We start from the raw sequence: 16,282 nt of genomic DNA, 5'->3' as shown, positions 1-16,282 counted from the left end.
GAAAAGGTCGCGGGAATCGTTGACGTCGCGACATGGTATCGCTAATCTCCAAGTGCGTATTACAAGCTTTATGTGCGTAATATGCACATAACCAACGGTCATGAGAGGTTGTCGCCATGTCGTCCCTGCGTGTTTCCTGGTTTGCGTCGTTTCTCCTGCTGGCTACGGCCTCCGCCGCCGCGGCGGATGGATATCCCTCCCGGCCGGTCAGGCTGGTCGTGCCCTTCGCGGCCGGCGGCGCGGTGGACGCGGTCGCGCGTACGCTGGCGCTCCGGCTGTCCGAACAGTTCTCGCAGAAGGTGGTGGTCGAGAACCGCGCCGGCGCCTCGGGCAACATCGGCGCCGAGGCGGTGGTCAGGGCACCGGCCGACGGCTACACGCTGCTGTTCACGGCTTCGACCCTGGTCGTCAATCCGCTGATCATGAAGGACAAGCCGCCTTTCGATCCGGCCAGGGACCTGACGCATCTGGCGCTGGTCGCGTCCGGACCGCTGCTGTTCGTCACGCCCGCGTCCGCGCCGGCCGAATCGGTCCAGGATTTCGTGGCCAAGGTCAAGGCAACGCCCGACCGGTTCAGCTTCGCGGTAGGCGGTTTCGGCGCGGCGGGCCACCTGGCGGTGGAGTCCTTCAAGTACCGGGCCGGCCTGGCCGTGCCCACCGTGCTCTACAAGGGCACCGGGCCGGCGCTGGTCGACCTGATGGGCGGCCAGGTCAGCGGCATGATCGATCCGCTGCTGTCGTCGCTGCCGCCGGTCAAGGCCGGCAAGCTCAAGGCGCTGGCCATCACGGGGAGCAAGCGCAGCGCGCTGGCTCCCGACGTGCCGACGTTCGCCGAAGCGGGCTATCCCGAGGTCAACTTCTCGACCTGGTATGGCTTGTGGGGGCCGGCGGGATTGCCGGCCTCGGTGGTGGACAAGCTGGAGGCCGCCGTCAAGCGCTTCGTGGCGGAGCCCGACACGCGCGCCTGGTTCGAGCGCCAGGGGCTCGAGCCTTCGGGCGTGTCGGGCGCCCGCTTCCGGGCCTTCATCGACCAGGAAACGGCCAAGTCGCGCGAGATCGTGAAGCTGGCCAACATCGCCGAGCAGTGACGGGAAGTCCGGCTCTCAGGCCGGCTCCGCGAGCAAGGCCCGTACCTTGGCCCGCTGCACCTTGCCGTAGTGGGACTTGGGGATGGCCGGAGCGAAGCGGATCACGCGCGGCTTCTTGAAGCCCGAGAGCGACCGGCGGCAGTGTTCCATCAGTTCCTCGGCCGTGGCCGCCGCGCCCGCGCGCAGCACGACGGCGGCGCCGACGATCTCGCCCCACTCGGGATCGGGCAGGCCGGCGGCGGCCGCTTCGGCCACGGCCGGGTGGCTGCACAGCGCGCGCTCCACCTCGTCCGGCAGAATGGACTTGCCGCCGCTGCGTATCACTTCCTTCAGGCGGCCGGTGATGCGCAGCACGCCCGAGGCATCCAGGATGCCGAGATCCCCGGTGCGGAACCAGCCGTCGCGGAAGACCCCGGCGGTCAGTTCCGGTTGCCGCCAGTAGCCCGCCGCGACGTGGGCGCCGCGTATCAGCACTTCGCCTTCGGTGCCTGCCGGCGCGGTTTCCCCCTCGCTTTCGATGCGGATTTCGCAGCCGAACAGCGGACGGCCCACGCTGCGTATGGCCTGGGCCCGGGTGGCCGGATCGGCCAGCACCTGTGGCGGCTGGTAGCAGCTCCACGAGGCTTCGGTCAGCCCGTACAGAATGCCGAAGCGAGGTCCGAACGCCTGGATGGCGGCCAGGAAGGTATCGGGCGGAATGGCGGCGGCGCCTACGTCCATGCTGCGCAGCGCGCCCAGGTCGTGGTCGGCGGGCCGGGTTTCCTTCAGCAGCCGCACCAGGTGCGTGGGGACCAGGGACGTGGACGTGGCGCGGTAGTGCGCCAGCAGCTCCAGGAAGCGCGTCGGCTCGAAGCGGCCGGCCAGCACGACGGTGCCCCCCGCGGCCAGCTGGGCCAGCACGATGATGGCGGCGATCGGCCACAGTGGCCGCATGTTGAGCATGACGTCGCCGGGGTGCTGGCCTCGGGCCAAGACGATGTTCTGCAAGGCGGAGGTAAGGCTGCCATGGGTGATGACCACCGCTTTCGGCGTCCCGGTACTGCCGCCCGTGTAGTTGAGCGAGGCCATGGCCTGGGCGGCGGGGGTGGCCGCCGGGGTCTCGCGGCTGCCGGCGTCGGTCTCCAACGGGCGCAGCCGCAGGCCCGGCACGCGGGCGGCCAGTTCGCGCGCGCGATCGGCATATTCGGCCCCGTGGGCCAGCATGAGGGCCTGGGCGTCGATCAGTTGCGCGGCTTGTTCATCGGCGCTGAGCGCCGGATCGAGCGGCACGCGGACCAGTCCCGCCGACATCGCGCCGTAGTCCCACAAGAGGTAGGCGGGCGTGTTGTCCCCCAGGATGGCGACGCGGTCGCCGTCGCCGAGCCCGTCCGCGCGCAGCGCGTGGCCCAGTCCGAACACGCGCGCGGCGAATGCGCGGAAGTCCAGGACGCCGCCGTCGCGCGCGTCCACGATCGCGGGCCGGCCGGGCCAGTGCTGCGCGCACCGTTGAAGCAGGGCACCGATGTTCATAGCCAGCCCTGCATGATCACGCGGCCCTCCACGGCCTTGGTGTCGAGTAGCTCGTGCGCGCGGCGGATCTCGTCGAAGGGCAGGGTGGCGGAAATGACGGGGCGGATCTGGCCGCAAGCCAGCATCGCCAGCGCCTGGCGGATGTCCTCCAGCGTGCCGCTGCCCGATCCCATGACGCGTATCCGCCGGCCGATCAACAGGCCGGGCAGCACGTCCACCGCCTGGCCGTCGATGTTGCCCAGCACCACCACCGTGCCGCCCTGGGCCATGCTGCGCAGGGTCTCGGGCAGGGACAGGCCCAGGTTGTCGATGGCGATGTCCACGCCCTGCTTGCCGGTGAGCTGCCAGGCCTGGGCGCTGAATTTCAGGTCGGGCGACACGATCACCTCGTCCGCTCCGAGCGATTTCAGGTGCGCGGCCTTGGCCGGACTCGAGGTGACGGCGATGGAGCGGGCACCCAGGGCGCGCACGATCTGGATCTGATGCATGCCCAGGCCGCCGCTTGCGCCAGTGATGAGGACCGTGTCGCCGGGACTGGTGCCGGCCAGGATGCGCAGCGCGCGCAGGCTGGTGCCTATCGGGCAGCACGACAGCGCCGCGGCCTCCCAGGGCAGGCCGCGCGGCACGGGAATGGCCATGGGCGCGGGCACGCAGACATATTCGGCGTAGCCGCCCACGGTATCGACCGCCGGCAGGCCCAGGGCACGGCACATGTCCTGCCGGCCGCGCAGGCAGTTGCGGCACAGGCCGCAAAACTGGCGCTGGTAGATGACCACGGGGTCGCCTACGCGATGCGTGATCACGCCGTCTCCTACCGCGACGACTTCGCCCGCGGTCTCGTGGCCCAGGACGACGCCGGCGCGCGCGCCCGGCAGCTTGCCGGCGCGGTGCAGGACGTCGTGGTGACAGATGCCGGCTGCCCTGACCTGGACCAGCACTTCGCCGGCCGCGGGGGAGGGGGTGGGAACCTCGCGGATTTCCAGGGTATCGGGTGCGCCGAAGGCGGAAAGGATGACGGCTTTCATGAGTAGGTGTGTCCTAGGTTTGTGCATTATATGCACATAATGTTTACTATTTACACATATGCGGTATAGTTTGCATAGCCGGCACCGGCCTGTCAACGTGTCGCCGGCGTCATTCAACGGAAGAGGCCTGCATGGGTATCGACTATCGTCCGCTCGAGGGCGGCATCCACGAGATCGTCATCAACCGCCCGGAGCGCATGAACGCGCTGGACGTGCCCGCGAAGCGGGAACTGGGCCGCATCTGGCGCGACGCGGCGCAGGACCCCGCCGTATCGGTACTGGTGCTGCGCGGAGCCGGCGAGAAGGCCTTCTGCGCCGGCTCGGACATCAAGGAGATGCAGGCGACCGGCACCATGGTCGACACGCCGACGCTGATGGACGCGATTCCCGGCATAGGCGTGGAGCTGCACAAGCCGGTCGTGGCGGCGCTGCACGGCTTCACCATAGGCATGGGGCTGACCCTGGCCATCCATGCCGATTTCCGCATCGCCGCCGAGACCGGCAAGCTGGGATTCCCCGAAGTCCAGCACGGCATGCTCTCGGGCGTCAGCGCCGTCACGCTGCCGGGGCTGGTGGGCGAACCGCGCGCGCTGGACCTGATGCTGACGGCCCGGCTGATCGAACCGCGGGAAGCGCTGCGCATCGGGCTGGTGGACGAGGTCGTGCCCGACAGCCTCGCGGCCGCGATGGCGCTTGCGCGGCGCATCGCGTCGAATTCCGCGGCGGCGGTGGCGCAGACCAAGCGACTGATCCTGCTGGAGCGCCGGCGCCGCGCCCGCGAGCATGCCGCCGCCATCGACGACGCGCGGCTGGCCATACTCGAATCGAAAGAGTTCGGCGACGTGGTGGCCCACAAACCCGGGGCGGGACGCATCCGCTAGGGCATGCCTATCCGTTGATGCGCCGCCCGGCGTCCAGCAGGCGGCCGATGTCCTGTGCCGCCAGCAGTTCCACCGTTCCCTGCGCGAGCTGCGACAGCGGCCGCTCGCGGGCGGTGGCCAATACGAGGTTGTTGCGCATGCGGGGCGAGCCGATGGCGGAGATCCTGAACGGGCCGCCTTCGACCGTGCTGGCGATGGGCGCCGCGCTGCGCGGCACGATGGCATAGCCCTGTCCGCTCAGCGCGAGCTTGAGCAGGGTATGCACGGCGTCGACCTCGGCCACGACGTTCAGCTTGATGCCATGGGGCCGGCAGCCGGCCTCGATCACGTTGCGCACGGCGTTCGGAATGCTGGGCACCAGGACCGGATAGCGCTCCAGCTCCCGTGCCGCCAGCCGCGCCGGCAGCGGAAAGGCGGGCTTGGGGCGGCCGCACAGCACCATGTCTTCGCGATACAGGCTGCGGTATTCGAGCCGGGGGCTGGGCGGAGGATCGAACAGCAGCGCGATCTCGATCTTGCCCAGTATCAGGTCCTCGCGCAGCGCGACGCTCAGGCCCTCGGAAACGGAAATCGATGCCTCGGGATAGCGCTGGCGGAATTGCTTGACGAGTTCCGGCGTCAGCACATGCGCGATGCGCGGAGGCAGGCCCACGGTCAGCCTGCCGGTGGGCTGTTCGCGCAGCGCCTGGATGTCGGCGCGGGCCTGCCGTGTCAGCTTCAGGATGGCGTTGCCGTAGGAAAGCAGGCACTTGCCGGATTCGGTCAGTTCCACGCCGCGGCCGGTGCGGACCAGCAGATGGGATTTCAGCTCGAGTTCCAGCAGGCGGATGTGGCGGCTGAGCGTGGGCTGGGAGACGCCCGCCACCAGCGCGGCGCGGGTCAGGCTGCCCAGTTCGGCCACGCGCACGAAGGATTCCAGCTGCTGCAGGTCCATGGTATTTGATTTATGGATATCAGATGTAGAAGCTATTTTATTGATGAAAATGGCACGCGTGCGCACAATGCCGCCTCTTGACTAAACGCCGCCAGCGGGATTCCGCCAAGGCGGCATGCACGAGGAGACCCCATGCAGATGTCCCGCAAGTTCCTGGTCCCGGCCGTTGCCCTGGCGCTGGCTTCCACGCTCGGCGCCGCGCGCGCCGAGGACTACCCCGCCCGGCCGGTGCGCATCGTGATCCCGTTCGCGCCCGGTGGCAGCAATGACATCGTCGGCCGCCTGATCGGCGAGGAGCTGACCAAGCGCCTGGGGCAGCCGTTCATCGTCGACAACCGGGGCGGAGCGGGCGGCACCATCGGCACCGAAGTGGTGGCCAAGTCCCGTCCGGACGGCTATACGCTGTTGCTGATCTCGACGCCGCACACGGCGAATTCGACGCTGTACAAGAAGCTGCCCTACGATCCGGCCAAGGACTTCTCGCCCGTTGCCCGGCTGGCGACCGCGCCGCTGTTGATCTCGGTCTATCCGGGCCTGCCCGTGAAGACGCTGTCGGACCTGATCGCCTACGCCAAGGCCAATCCCGGCAAGCTCAACTACGTGTCGTCCGGCGTGGGCAGCTCGCAGCACCTGGTCAGCGAACTGTTCGAGATCCGGGCCGGCATCTCGATGACGCACGTGCCCTACAAGGGCGCCGGCGCCGCCCTGACCGACGTTGCCGCGGGCCATGCCCAGGTGTCCGTCGGCACCGTGCTGCAGGCCCTGCCGCACGTCAAGGCCAACCGCCTGCGGCCGCTGGCCGTCAGCGGTTCCAAGCGCCAACCCGTGCTGCCCGAGGTGCCCACGGTCCAGGAAGCGGGCCTGGCCGGCTACGACGGCGACAACTGGTGGGGCATCCTGGCGCCGGCCGGCACGCCGCCGGCCATCGTCGACAAGCTGAGCAAGGCCATCGGCGACATCCTGGCCGAGCCGGACATGCGCCAGCGCCTGGAGGCCGAGAGCGCGTCGGTGGCCTATCTGTCGCCGGAGCCCTTCGGCAAGTTCATGGCCGGCGAGACGACCAAGTGGGCGGAGCTGATCAAGCGGCTGGGCATCCAGGCCGATTGACGCGTCCGGCAGGCAATTTCTGGAAGATGCATCTATGAGCAGACCCGCCGCGGTGTTATTGCGGTATTCCCCGGTGCCCGCCGACCTGGCGGCCATCGAACGACTGGCGGCCGAGGTGGTGGCCGCCCACCCCGGATGCTTCGAGCGCGTGGACGCGAACCGTGCGCTGGATGGCTCCCATCTGTACCTGTACTTCTGGTCGGCGCGGCCCGGCGGCCTGGAACTGGCCGGCGCCATCGCCGAGCGGGCCGGCAGGCTGCTGCCCGGCCAGGCGCCTGACGTCCTGCTGCTGTCGCCGGTGCAGGACCTGCCCGGCGTCTCGCAGGGCCAGCCGGTCACGCACCACTACGTGGTCGAGACCGACGTGCGTCCCGATGTGGCCGAGGATCTGTCGAACTGGTATGGGCAGGAACACCTGCCCGGGCTGGCCGCCGTGACGGGCAACGTGCGCGCGCGCCGGCTGGTGGCGGACAATCCCGACGGCAGCCAGCGCTCGCTGGCCTGCTACGACCTGACCACGCCCGCCATCCAGCAGGATCCCGCCTGGCTGGCGGTGCGCGCGACCGGCTGGAGCAGCCGCGTGCGCCCGCATTTCCAGAACACGCGCCGGGTCATGTGCGAACGGATCTACGTACTCGAACCCGGCCTAGGAGCGATATGACTTCCGCAATCAGACAAGGCGGCGTGCCTGCCCTGGTGGACGCCCGCATCACCCGCATCGAGACCATTCCGCTGAGGGTGGAGCTGGAGCGGCCGGCCACGGGTTCGACCCTGAAGCTGACCCATCGCTGCACCATCGTCACGCGCGTGCACACCGACGCCGGCGTGGTGGGCGAGTGCTTCAACGGCAACGACGACGAACTTCAGCCGGCCATCATCCGGCTGATCCACGATGAACTGGAGCCCTTGCTCAAGGGCCGCCGCGTGGCGGCCATCGACGACGCCTGGGCCGCCACGCGGCGCGCGACCGAGCCTTTCCTGCGCGACCGCCGGGTGGCGCTGCGGGCCCAGGCCTGCGTGGACAGCGCGCTGCACGATGCCGTGGGCAAGCTGGCCGGCCTGCCGCTGCACCTGTTGTGGGGCGGCGCGCGCGAGCGGGTGCCGGTGGTCGCGCTGGGCGGGTACTACCGCCAGAGCGGCGACCTGGAGGCCCTGGCGGACGAAGTGGCCGAACTGAAGGCCTTCGGCATCCATGGCCTGAAGCTCAAGCTGGGGGGCAAGACGCCCGCCGAGGACGCCCTGCGCGCCCAGACCGTGCGCCGGGCCGGCGGCGATGGCTTCGTGCTGGCTTGCGACGCCAACCAGGGATGGAGCCGCGAAGAGGCGCTGGAGTTCGTGCGCCGGACGCGCGACCTGAACCTGGCCTGGTTCGAGGAGCCCTGCCGCTGGGACAACGACCGCGCCGACATGGCGGTGGTGCGGACCGTGGGCGGCGTGCCGGTGGCCGCGGGGCAGAGCGAGCTGTCGCGCTTCGGTTGCCGCGACCTGCTGACGGCGGGCGCCATCGACATTTGCAACTTCGATGCGAGCTGGGGCGGCGGTCCGACCGAGTGGCGGCGCGTGGCGATGCTGGCCTCGGCCTTCAACGTCTCGGTCATGCAGCACCTGGAGCCGCAGATCGGCCTGATGATGTCGGCGGGCGTGGTCAACGGCCGCTATGCCGAAGTCATGCTTCCCTGGCGCGATCCGTTCTTCTACAAGCTGATCGCGAACCAGCCGGCCCGGCCGTTCGTCGATGGGTTCTACACGCTGCCGACCGCGCCGGGATGGGGCATGAGCTTCGACCCGGAGTACCTGGAGTTCGCGCGGCGCAAGTAGCGGCCGCCGGCTCAGCGCGCCGCGAGCAGGGCCTCGACGGCGCGCGCCACCGCCAGCAGGCGGCGGTCCTGGCCGCCCGGCGCGGCCAGCATGAGGCCGACCGGCGCCGTGCCCGGTGCGTGGCAGGGCAGCGAAATGGCGCACCCGTCCAGGAAGTTGATGAAGGTCGGGTTGCGCAGCACCAGCAGGTTGGTCCGGCCATAGGCCTCGTCGTCGGCCAGTTCACCCAGCGCCGGCGCGATCACGGGCACCGTGGGGCAGGCGATGGCGTCCAGCGTCTCGAAGTGGCGGCTCGTGCGCCGTATCCAGTCGGCGCGGCGGGCGTGCAATTCGGCGAGGTCCTGCGCGGTCAGCTGCGCGCCTTTCTCGATGCGCACCTTGACGCGCGGGTCGTACAGGTCGCCATGCCGGGCCATCATGTCCCGGTGCAGCGGATAGGACTCGGCGGCCGTGTAGCCGCCCTTGGCATTGATGGCGGCCAGTTCCGCGAACTCCGCGAAGGGCACGTCCACGATGGCCGCGCCGGCTTGCGACAGCCGCCGCAGCGCGTCCTGGAAGGCCGAGGCCACGTCATGGTCCATGCCGTCCAGCACCAGTGTCTGCGGCACGCCCATGCGCAGTCCGGCCAGGGACGCACGCTCGTTCGGGTAAACCGGATCGCCGGACAGGATGGCGTCGACGATGGCGCAGCAATTCACCGTGCGGCCGATGCCGCCTATGCTGTCCAGCGTGGTCGACAGCGGGAAGGCGCCGGTGGCGGGTACGCGCGCGGCGGTGGGCTTGAAGCCGGTCAGGCCGGTCAGCGCGGCGGGGATGCGGCACGAGCCTCCGGTATCGGTGCCCAGGCCCACGGCCGCCATGCCGTCCGTGACCGACACCGCCGCGCCCGAGGACGAGCCGCCGGGAATCCGGCCGGTCTTGCGGTCGTAGGGGTTGAGCGGCGTGCCGTGGTGGGGATTGAGTCCCAGCCCCGAATAGGCGAACTCCGTCATGTTCGTGCGGCCCATGACGACGAAGCCCGCCTCGCGCAGGCGGGCGACCGCCTCGGCGTCGCGCGCGGCGGGCGGGGCCTCGGCCAGCACGCGCGAGCCCGCCGTCGTGACCTGGCCTTCGATGTCGAACAAGTCCTTGATCGAGATGGGAATACCCGCCAGGCGCCGGGTGCTTTCCCCTCGCGCGCGCGCCGCGTCGATCGCGTCGGCGGCCCGCCGCGCGCCATCGGCGTCCACCAGGGTATAGACGCGCGCGCCTTCGCCGGAGGGGTCGGCGATGCGCGCCAGGCAGTCTTCCACCAGCGCGCGGCTGGTGACGCGGCCGGCGTCCAGCTCGGCGCTCAGGTGTTCTAGGGACTTGTCGGGCGGAGTCATATCAATCATCCATGCGTGCTGGGCGCCCGAAGGGCGTAGGGGTGGGCCTCAGGCAGGGTCGTAGTAGTGTATTTCCAGAAGGAGACAGCCGCCGTTGGACTTGAACGGGCCGTGCCAGGCGCCGGGCGGGCGCACCGCGTAGGTGTAGCCGGAGAACGGCGTGCCGCCGTTGCCGTCGGCGTCGTTGCCCACCGTGAGGTCGCCGGAGACCAGGAAGACTTCCTCCCAATGGTCATGGACGATGGCCTCCCGCGTGTGGAGTCCGGGCGGGAAGCGCAGGAGGCGGGTGCGGCTGCCCCGCTTGTTCAGGACGTCCAGCGCGCCGGCCAGGATCTTCTCGCGGGCGCCGGAGGCGGGGTCGTAGCCTTCGGGCAATTGCCAGCCGTTCTCCATGTCCACGTTATGGAATTCGTCGTGCAGTTTGTTCACGGGCATAAAAAGGGACTCCTGATATGAAAGGGAATCAGCCGGCCACGGGCAGCGACTCGGCGAGATAGCCGTGGCGCAGCGTGCGGTCCAGCACGGGGTCGTGCAGTTCGAAATCGAAGCGGGCCGAGTGGCGGATGCCGCCGTGGGCGGGCAGCGTGCCGCAGAACATCGCGCCGCCTTCGGGCAGGGCGCCACCGCCGTCGGCATAGCCGGCGATCAGCTCGAGCGGATGGCGCATGGCCGTCACCGGGCCGTCCTGGTAGGGCACGCGCCGGCCGTCTTCCTCGATGAAGGCGCGCAGCAGCAGCCGGTCCCAGTGCGCGGCCACATCGTCGAACAGCCACCAGTCAGCGCCCACGGGTTTCTCGCACAACTGCTTGGAGATCGCCACGCCCATGGTCTCGACCTTGCGGTCGGTGTGGTCCGAGCCTATGCCTACCCACAACCGCCCGCCCGCGCGCAGCATGACGAACTCGACCTCGCCGCTGGAGTCGGTGCCGCAGACCTCGATGCGGTCGCGTGTGGTCAGGCGGGAGGCCGCGACGCGGTAGTACATGGGGGTGGCGGCCGGGCGCGGGACACCCAGGGCCTCCAGCTCGGCGATGTGTTTCTCCATGGCCTCGCGGTCGCGGCCGGTCCAGCCGGCGATGACTGCGTGCGAGATGGCGGTGTCGCGCGAGGCGGTGCCCGCGCCGGTGATGAAGTTCAGGAGCATCGTGTATCCATCGGAAAACGTGGCGGCCGCGCATGCGGACATGGCGGCCGGATCGGGCGGGCCGTCAGTCCAGCCTGGCATTGGCGGCCTTGACCACCTTCTGCCAATGGGCCGATTCCTGCGCGATGAAGGCGCGGAACTCGTCGGGCTTGTCGGCGATGATGGTCAGCCCCAGCGATTCCAGCCGGGAGGTGACGGCGGGGTCGTGCAAGGCCTTGGCGAACTCGGTGTTCAGCCGGTCGACGATGGAGCGCGGCGTGCCCGCGGGCGCGACGAAGCTGTACCAGTTGCCGGCCTGCACGTCGGGGTAGCCGGCCTCGGCCGAGGTCGGGATGTCGGGCGCCTGCGGGCTGCGTTCCTTGCCGGTCAGCGCGATGGCCTTCAGGCGGCCGCTCTTGACGTACTGGAGGACGTTCGAGAGGTTGTCGCACATCAGGCTGACGCGGCCGCTCAGGACGTCCTGCATGGCCGGGGCCGGTCCCTGGTAGGGCACGTGCACCAGGTCCACGCCGGTGGCCGCCTTCAGCGATTCGCCGCACAGGTGGCTGGTGCTGCCGTTGCCGGCCGAGGCGAAAGTCAGCTCGCCGGGACGCTTGCGCGCCAGGTCGACCAGTTCCTTCAGGTTGGAGGCCGCGATGCCGGGGTGGGCCACCAGCAGGTTGGGGGTGGACGCGGCGTTGATGACGGGATCGAAGTCCTTGGCCGGGGCGTACGACAGCTTGCCGTACACCCAGGGATTGATGGCCAGCACGCCGGTCGTGGCCATCAGCAGCGTGTAGCCGTCGGCCGGCGAGGTCGCCACTTTCGCGGCGCCCAGCGAGCCGTTGGCGCCGGCGCGGTTCTCGACGACCACCGTGGCGCCCAGGGCCTTCGAGACATGGGGGGCCAGCAGGCGGGGAATGATATCGCTGGTGCTGCCCGGGGGGAACGGCGTCACGATGGTGATGGGACGGCTGGGATAAGAGTCGGCCCAGGCCGGAGCCGTGGCCGACACCAGCGCGAGCATACTGCCTAGTGCGAATTTGCTGAACATGCTGAACTCCCGATGGAGGATGGTAGGGAAGGGGAGCGCATACTGCGGGTCACGCGCCCTGGTGCATCTCCGGCCGCCGCAGGCTGCTGATCATGGACACCTTCAACAGGTACTCCCTGGCCAGTTGCCCGTCGCCGGCCGTGCGGGTCATTTCTTCGCGCCAGGTCTTCTGCCGCGCCTCGTCCCGCGTCTCCAGGTTGTTCTTGTTGGCGATGGTGATCTTGTTCACGTAGTCGAGCGCCACGGGCCGCCGTTCCGCCTCGTACCTGTCCAGCAGGGCCTCGCCGGCCTGCCCCAGGCAGACGCGGGCCAGCTTGTCGGCAAGATTGAAAGCATCATGTATGCCACCGTTCATGCCCATGCCGCCCAGCGGATTGTTCAGGTGGGCCGCGTCGCCCGCCAGGAAGGCCCGGCCCACCCGGTATCGCGGCGCCACGCGCTGGTGCACGGAATAGATGGTGCGGTGCTCGATGGCGTAGCCGGCCGGGTTCGGGTGCACGCATTGCAGGCGGCGCTGGATGCTGGCGTCCGACAGGATGTCGGCATCGGTCTCGTCCGCGCCCACCGGCAGCATCACGCGCCAGAGGCCGGGCACGCGCAAGAGGAAGAACCACTGCTCGGGATCGGCGAAGTAGCTGACTTCGGCCAGGCCGGGGATGACGTCGGCGAAATCGAAAGGGGTGCTGGCCACCAGGAAGCGTTCGGTCCAGGTGAAGCCTTCCAGCACCACGCCCAGCAGGTCGCGCACCGCGCTGCGGCCGCCGTCGGCGCCGATCAGCCAGGTGCCGCGTTCCGTCGTCGTGGCGCCGTCGGCGCCCTGGAGCGTAAGCGTGACGCCGTCCGCATCCTGCCGGACGTCGGTCGCGCGCGCGTCGAAGCGGACCTCGGCATGCGGGATGCGCGCCAGGCGTTCGACCAGCAGGCCGTTCAGCTTGAACTGCTCGCACTGGAGGCGATAGGGGTGCGCGGTCTCGTCGCCGATGGCGCCGAAGTTGAACTCTGCCACCCAGCCCTGGCGGTCGCGGTACTGCATGCGCGGGGCCACCAGGCCCATGTTGATGAGTAATTTCGAAATATCCAGGCGAGCGAGCAGGTCCAGCGTGGAAGGCTGGAAGGTCGAGGCGCGCAAGGTCTGCGGCAGGCTGGCCTCGGCCTCGAACACCGTCACGGGGATGCCGGCATCCGCCAGCACGTTGGCGGCCACCAGGCCCACGGGGCCGGCGCCGGCGATCAGGACTCGTTCGTTGTTTGCGGTCATGGCATGCAGGAATGTGGAGGAACGGGACACATCCTAGGAGTCTTGTCCGCGGTCCGACAAACGATTTATTCTGGAGACATCTTGAGTTTTTGGAATGACCCAATGCGACGCAGGCTGCCCAGCATCGGTGCGTTGACCGCCTTCGACGCGGCGGCGCGCCACCTCAGCATCACCCGCGCGGCGGCCGAGCTGTCACTGACCGAAAGCGCCGTGTCGCGCCAGATCTCGCTGTTAGAGGAACAACTCGGCGTGCGGCTGTTCCACCGCATCAAGAAGCGCATCTCGCTCACGCGTGCGGGAGCCATGTATGGCGAGCGGGTGATGCAGACCATCGAACGCATCGAGCGCGATACGCAGGAAGTCATGGGGCACGAGGGAGGCGGCGTGGTGCTCGAGATCGCCGCCCTGCCGACCGTGGGATCGCAATGGCTGGTGCCCAGGCTGGCCTCGTTCTACGACGACCAGCCCGGGGCCACCGTGCACGTCAGCGCGCGCAGCACGCGCTTCTTCTTCAGCGAAAGCGCGCTGGACGGCGCCCTGTATTTCGGCGCGCCCGACTGGCCCGGCGCGGGGATCGACCACTTGTTCGACGAGGTGCTGCTGCCGGTGGGCAGCCCGGCATTGCTGCGGGGCGCCGCCGCGCCCGGTCCGCGAGACATCGTAGGCTGCCGGCTGCTGCACCTGATGACCCGCCCCGAGGCCTGGCGCCACTGGTGCTCGGCGGCTGGCCTGCCCGACGTCAACGTCATGCGGGGGCCGCGCTTCGAGATCCAGTCCATGCTGATCAGCGCCGCCTGCGCCGGCCTGGGCGTGGCGCTGCTGCCGCGTTTCCTGATCGGCGACCAGCTGCGCTCGGGCAAGCTCAAGGTGTTGTCGGACCTGGCCGTGCGCAGCGAAGGCGCCTACTACTTCGCCTATCCGGTCGAGAACGCCGGCGACCCGGTGCTGGCGGATTTTCGCGCCTGGCTGCAGGCGCAGACCGCATCCCTCAGGACGCGGACACGGGCAGGCGGTACCGCTCCAGCCGCTCGCGGTCTATCCAGTCGTCCACGCAAGGGGACGGCGGCAGCGCCACGCGGCCGCGCCGGATGACGGGTTCGGCCGGCACGACCTGCTCGGCCAGGGTCAGGAAGAAAGTCTGTTCCGCGGCGAAGGCGCAGTCGGCGGCAGGCACGGCCCCGGCTTGTTGCAGGTTGATCAGGGTACCGAGCGCGCTTTCCGCATAGATGCCGGTGGCGATCCGGGCTCCGTACTTGCGCGCCAGGTCGCCGATGGCCAGCGTCTCGGTCATGCCTATGCGCCCGGGCTTGGCGCTGAGCGAGCGCGCGCCCCGTTCCAGGAACAGCGCGGCGTCGGCGACCGTGGCGCAGGGGCTGTCCACCAGGATGGGCAGGGCGGTGCCCCGCTGCAAGGCCTCGAAATGGGCATCCGGGCGCAGCGGGCAGGGATCTTCCGCGGTCTCGACCCCTTCGTCCTCGAGCAGGCGCAGGTAGGCCGCGGCCTCGTCCGGCGCGTAGGCCGAGTTGGCGTCCACGTTGAAGACCGCGCCGTCGCCCACGGCCCGCCGTATGGCGCGCAGCGCCCGCCGGTCGACGTCCATCCCCTGTCCGCCCTTGATCTTGAACGCGCGGATGCCATGGCGCTCGGCCGCGCCCGCGGCTTCGCGGGCCATGACCTCCGGAGGCTGGCGGGTCACGGTCCAGGTCACCTCGACCTCGGGCGTGCCGCCCCAGAATTGCCACAGCGGCTGCCCGGCGCGGGCGGCGCGCAGCATCCAGCAGGCGGTCTCCAGCATGCCCTTGGCCAGTCGATTCTCCGGCAGGGGAGCCAGCGCCTGGCGCAGCGCGGCCGGGTCGGATACGTCCAGGCCCGCCGCCGCAGGCATCACCAGGTCGCGGAAGGCCGCGGCCAGCGAGGCCGGCGAGACGCCGGACCAGGTCGCCTTGACTGTGCCTTCGGCCATGCCGGCCAGGCCGTCGTCCGACTCGATGCGCAGCAGGGCGTAGACGCCGGCGTCCTCGATCGCGTTGGCCCAGACCACCTGGCGGCGATAGGCCAGGTGGTAGAAGTCCAGCGACCAGCGGGCGATCTTCATGGCAGGGGGTCAGCCCATCGTGATGTTGGCTTTCTTGATCAGCTTGCGCCAGGTTTCCATCTCGCGCTCGACGTGGGTCCGGAACTCGTCAGGCGTGGTGCCCAGCATCTCGACCCCCTGGGACTTGAAGTGCTCCTTGAAGTCGGCCGATTGCACGATCTTGTTCAACTCGCGATTGAGCTTGTCGACGATGGGCTTGGGCGTGCCGGCCGGCGCGACATAGCCCCACCAGCCCGAGGCATCGTAGCCGGGCAGGGTTTCGGCGATGGTGGGCACGTTGGGCAGCACCGACATGCGTTCCTTGCCCGTGACGGCAATCGCCTTCACGCGGCCGGGCTGCAGGTAGGCCATCGCGCCCGTATAGGTGCTGAACGTCAGTTGCACCTGTCCGCTGGCGACGTCGTTCAGGCCTTGCGCCAGGCCCTTGTAGGGAATGTGCATCAGGTCGATCTGGGCCATGTCCTTGAGCAGCTCGCCCATCAGGTGGGCGCTGCCGCCGTTGCCGGTCGAGGCGTACGAGATCTTGCCCGGTTGCGACTTGGCCAGCGCGATCAGCTCGGGGAGCGTGTTGGCGGGCAGGCTGGGGGTGGCGGTCATCACGTAGGGGGAGGTTCCCACCAGGGTGATGAAGCTGAAGCTCTTGATGGAGTCGTAGGGCAGCTTGGGAACCAGGCTCGGATTGATCGAGTGCGAGGCTGCCGTCTGCAGCAGCGTGTAGCCGTCGGGTTCGGCGCGTGCGACGTATTCGGTGCCGATGACGGTGCCGCCGCCGGGTTTGTTCTCCACGACGACCGATTGCTTGAGCGCTTCGGACAACTGCTGCGCGATGCGGCGCGCCAGTACGTCATTGATCGCGCCCGGCGTGTAGGGAACGATGATGCGTATCGGCCGCGACGGATAATTGGCCGCGGATTCGCTTTGCGCCCATGCGGGCAGCGTCGTCGCCAAGGCAGCCGCGACGGCTCCCAGCCGGAGGGCGAAACGGGTCTTCATGCTGTCTCCTCGATGGCGGCTGTCCGGAGG

General features: G+C 69.4%; 16 protein-coding genes. 6 read left to right on the top strand and 10 right to left on the bottom strand.

Going from position 1 to position 16,282, the window contains the following annotated elements; genetic code table 11:
- Positions 1–116: 116 nt before the first annotated feature.
- A complete protein-coding gene (locus CDO46_RS06780) occupies positions 117–1,088 on the top strand; it encodes a tripartite tricarboxylate transporter substrate binding protein (protein ID WP_087837795.1) in 972 nt (323 codons plus the stop codon).
- Between the two features lie 15 nt (positions 1,089–1,103).
- Here CDO46_RS06780 and CDO46_RS06775 read toward each other — a convergent pair whose 3' ends face one another.
- Complete coding sequence (locus CDO46_RS06775; RefSeq protein ID WP_087837794.1) at positions 1,104–2,597, bottom strand: class I adenylate-forming enzyme family protein; 1,494 nt, start codon at positions 2,595–2,597, stop codon at positions 1,104–1,106.
- Positions 2,594–3,622, bottom strand: a complete 1,029-nt coding sequence (locus CDO46_RS06770) for an alcohol dehydrogenase catalytic domain-containing protein (protein ID WP_087837793.1) — start codon at positions 3,620–3,622, stop codon at positions 2,594–2,596. Before CDO46_RS06770 ends, CDO46_RS06775 begins: the two co-directional genes overlap by 4 nt.
- Before the next feature lie 131 nt (positions 3,623–3,753).
- Between CDO46_RS06770 and CDO46_RS06765 the strand changes: the two genes are divergently transcribed.
- On the top strand, positions 3,754–4,503 hold the full coding sequence (locus CDO46_RS06765) for an enoyl-CoA hydratase/isomerase family protein (protein WP_087837792.1): 750 nt from the start codon (positions 3,754–3,756) through the stop codon (positions 4,501–4,503).
- Positions 4,504–4,510: 7 nt separating this feature from the next.
- Here the strand turns inward: CDO46_RS06765 and CDO46_RS06760 are convergent, their stop codons facing one another.
- Entirely contained in the window at positions 4,511–5,437 is a 927-nt protein-coding gene (locus CDO46_RS06760) for a LysR family transcriptional regulator (protein WP_087837791.1), read from the bottom strand.
- 132 nt (positions 5,438–5,569) lie between these two features.
- On the opposite strand from CDO46_RS06760, the gene CDO46_RS06755 reads away from it, so the two are divergent.
- Genes CDO46_RS06755 through CDO46_RS06745 form a run of 3 tightly spaced genes read left to right on the top strand, consistent with a single transcriptional unit; the run spans position 5,570 to position 8,362 of the window.
- Positions 5,570–6,544 (top strand): tripartite tricarboxylate transporter substrate binding protein, encoded by a 975-nt coding sequence (locus tag CDO46_RS06755; RefSeq protein WP_087837790.1) that lies wholly within the window; start codon positions 5,570–5,572, stop codon positions 6,542–6,544.
- Positions 6,545–6,578: 34 nt separating this feature from the next.
- Positions 6,579–7,205, top strand: a complete 627-nt coding sequence (locus tag CDO46_RS06750; protein WP_132979894.1) for a hypothetical protein — start codon at positions 6,579–6,581, stop codon at positions 7,203–7,205.
- Positions 7,202–8,362, top strand: a complete 1,161-nt coding sequence (locus CDO46_RS06745; protein ID WP_087837788.1) for a mandelate racemase/muconate lactonizing enzyme family protein — start codon at positions 7,202–7,204, stop codon at positions 8,360–8,362. Before CDO46_RS06750 ends, CDO46_RS06745 begins: the two co-directional genes overlap by 4 nt.
- Positions 8,363–8,373: 11 nt before the next feature.
- On the opposite strand, the gene CDO46_RS06740 is transcribed toward CDO46_RS06745, so the two are convergent.
- The 5 genes from CDO46_RS06740 to CDO46_RS06720 all read right to left on the bottom strand — a co-directional run bounded on the left by CDO46_RS06740 (position 8,374) and on the right by CDO46_RS06720 (position 13,164).
- Positions 8,374–9,729 (bottom strand): amidase, encoded by a 1,356-nt coding sequence (locus CDO46_RS06740; RefSeq protein ID WP_087837787.1) that lies wholly within the window; start codon positions 9,727–9,729, stop codon positions 8,374–8,376.
- 48 nt (positions 9,730–9,777) lie between these two features.
- Positions 9,778–10,164: a cupin gene (locus CDO46_RS06735; RefSeq protein ID WP_087837786.1), complete on the bottom strand. Its 387-nt coding sequence runs from the start codon at positions 10,162–10,164 to the stop codon at positions 9,778–9,780.
- Positions 10,165–10,192: 28 nt separating this feature from the next.
- Positions 10,193–10,873, bottom strand: coding sequence for a DUF2848 domain-containing protein (locus tag CDO46_RS06730; protein WP_087837974.1), 681 nt, complete (start codon positions 10,871–10,873; stop codon positions 10,193–10,195).
- A gap of 64 nt (positions 10,874–10,937) precedes the next feature.
- A complete protein-coding gene (locus CDO46_RS06725) occupies positions 10,938–11,906 on the bottom strand; it encodes a tripartite tricarboxylate transporter substrate binding protein (protein WP_087837785.1) in 969 nt (322 codons plus the stop codon).
- A gap of 49 nt (positions 11,907–11,955) precedes the next feature.
- Positions 11,956–13,164, bottom strand: coding sequence for an NAD(P)/FAD-dependent oxidoreductase (locus tag CDO46_RS06720; RefSeq protein ID WP_087837784.1), 1,209 nt, complete (start codon positions 13,162–13,164; stop codon positions 11,956–11,958).
- Positions 13,165–13,266: 102 nt separating this feature from the next.
- Here CDO46_RS06720 and CDO46_RS06715 point away from each other — a divergent pair, with 102 nt between their 5' ends.
- Positions 13,267–14,256: a LysR substrate-binding domain-containing protein gene (locus tag CDO46_RS06715; protein WP_087837783.1), complete on the top strand. Its 990-nt coding sequence runs from the start codon at positions 13,267–13,269 to the stop codon at positions 14,254–14,256.
- On the opposite strand, the gene CDO46_RS06710 is transcribed toward CDO46_RS06715, so the two are convergent.
- Both CDO46_RS06710 and CDO46_RS06705 read right to left on the bottom strand, forming a co-directional pair.
- A complete protein-coding gene (locus CDO46_RS06710; RefSeq protein ID WP_087837782.1) occupies positions 14,153–15,259 on the bottom strand; it encodes a mandelate racemase/muconate lactonizing enzyme family protein in 1,107 nt (368 codons plus the stop codon). The genes CDO46_RS06715 and CDO46_RS06710 overlap by 104 nt on opposite strands.
- Before the next feature lie 9 nt (positions 15,260–15,268).
- Positions 15,269–16,252, bottom strand: coding sequence for a tripartite tricarboxylate transporter substrate binding protein (locus tag CDO46_RS06705; protein WP_087837781.1), 984 nt, complete (start codon positions 16,250–16,252; stop codon positions 15,269–15,271).
- Positions 16,253–16,282: the final 30 nt, after the last annotated feature.

The organism is Pigmentiphaga sp. NML030171, assembly GCF_002188635.1.
Lineage (GTDB): Bacteria > Pseudomonadota > Gammaproteobacteria > Burkholderiales > Burkholderiaceae_B > Pigmentiphaga > Pigmentiphaga daeguensis.
Note: the sequence above shows the minus strand (reverse complement) of the source record. Positions and strands in the feature narration are given on the sequence as shown.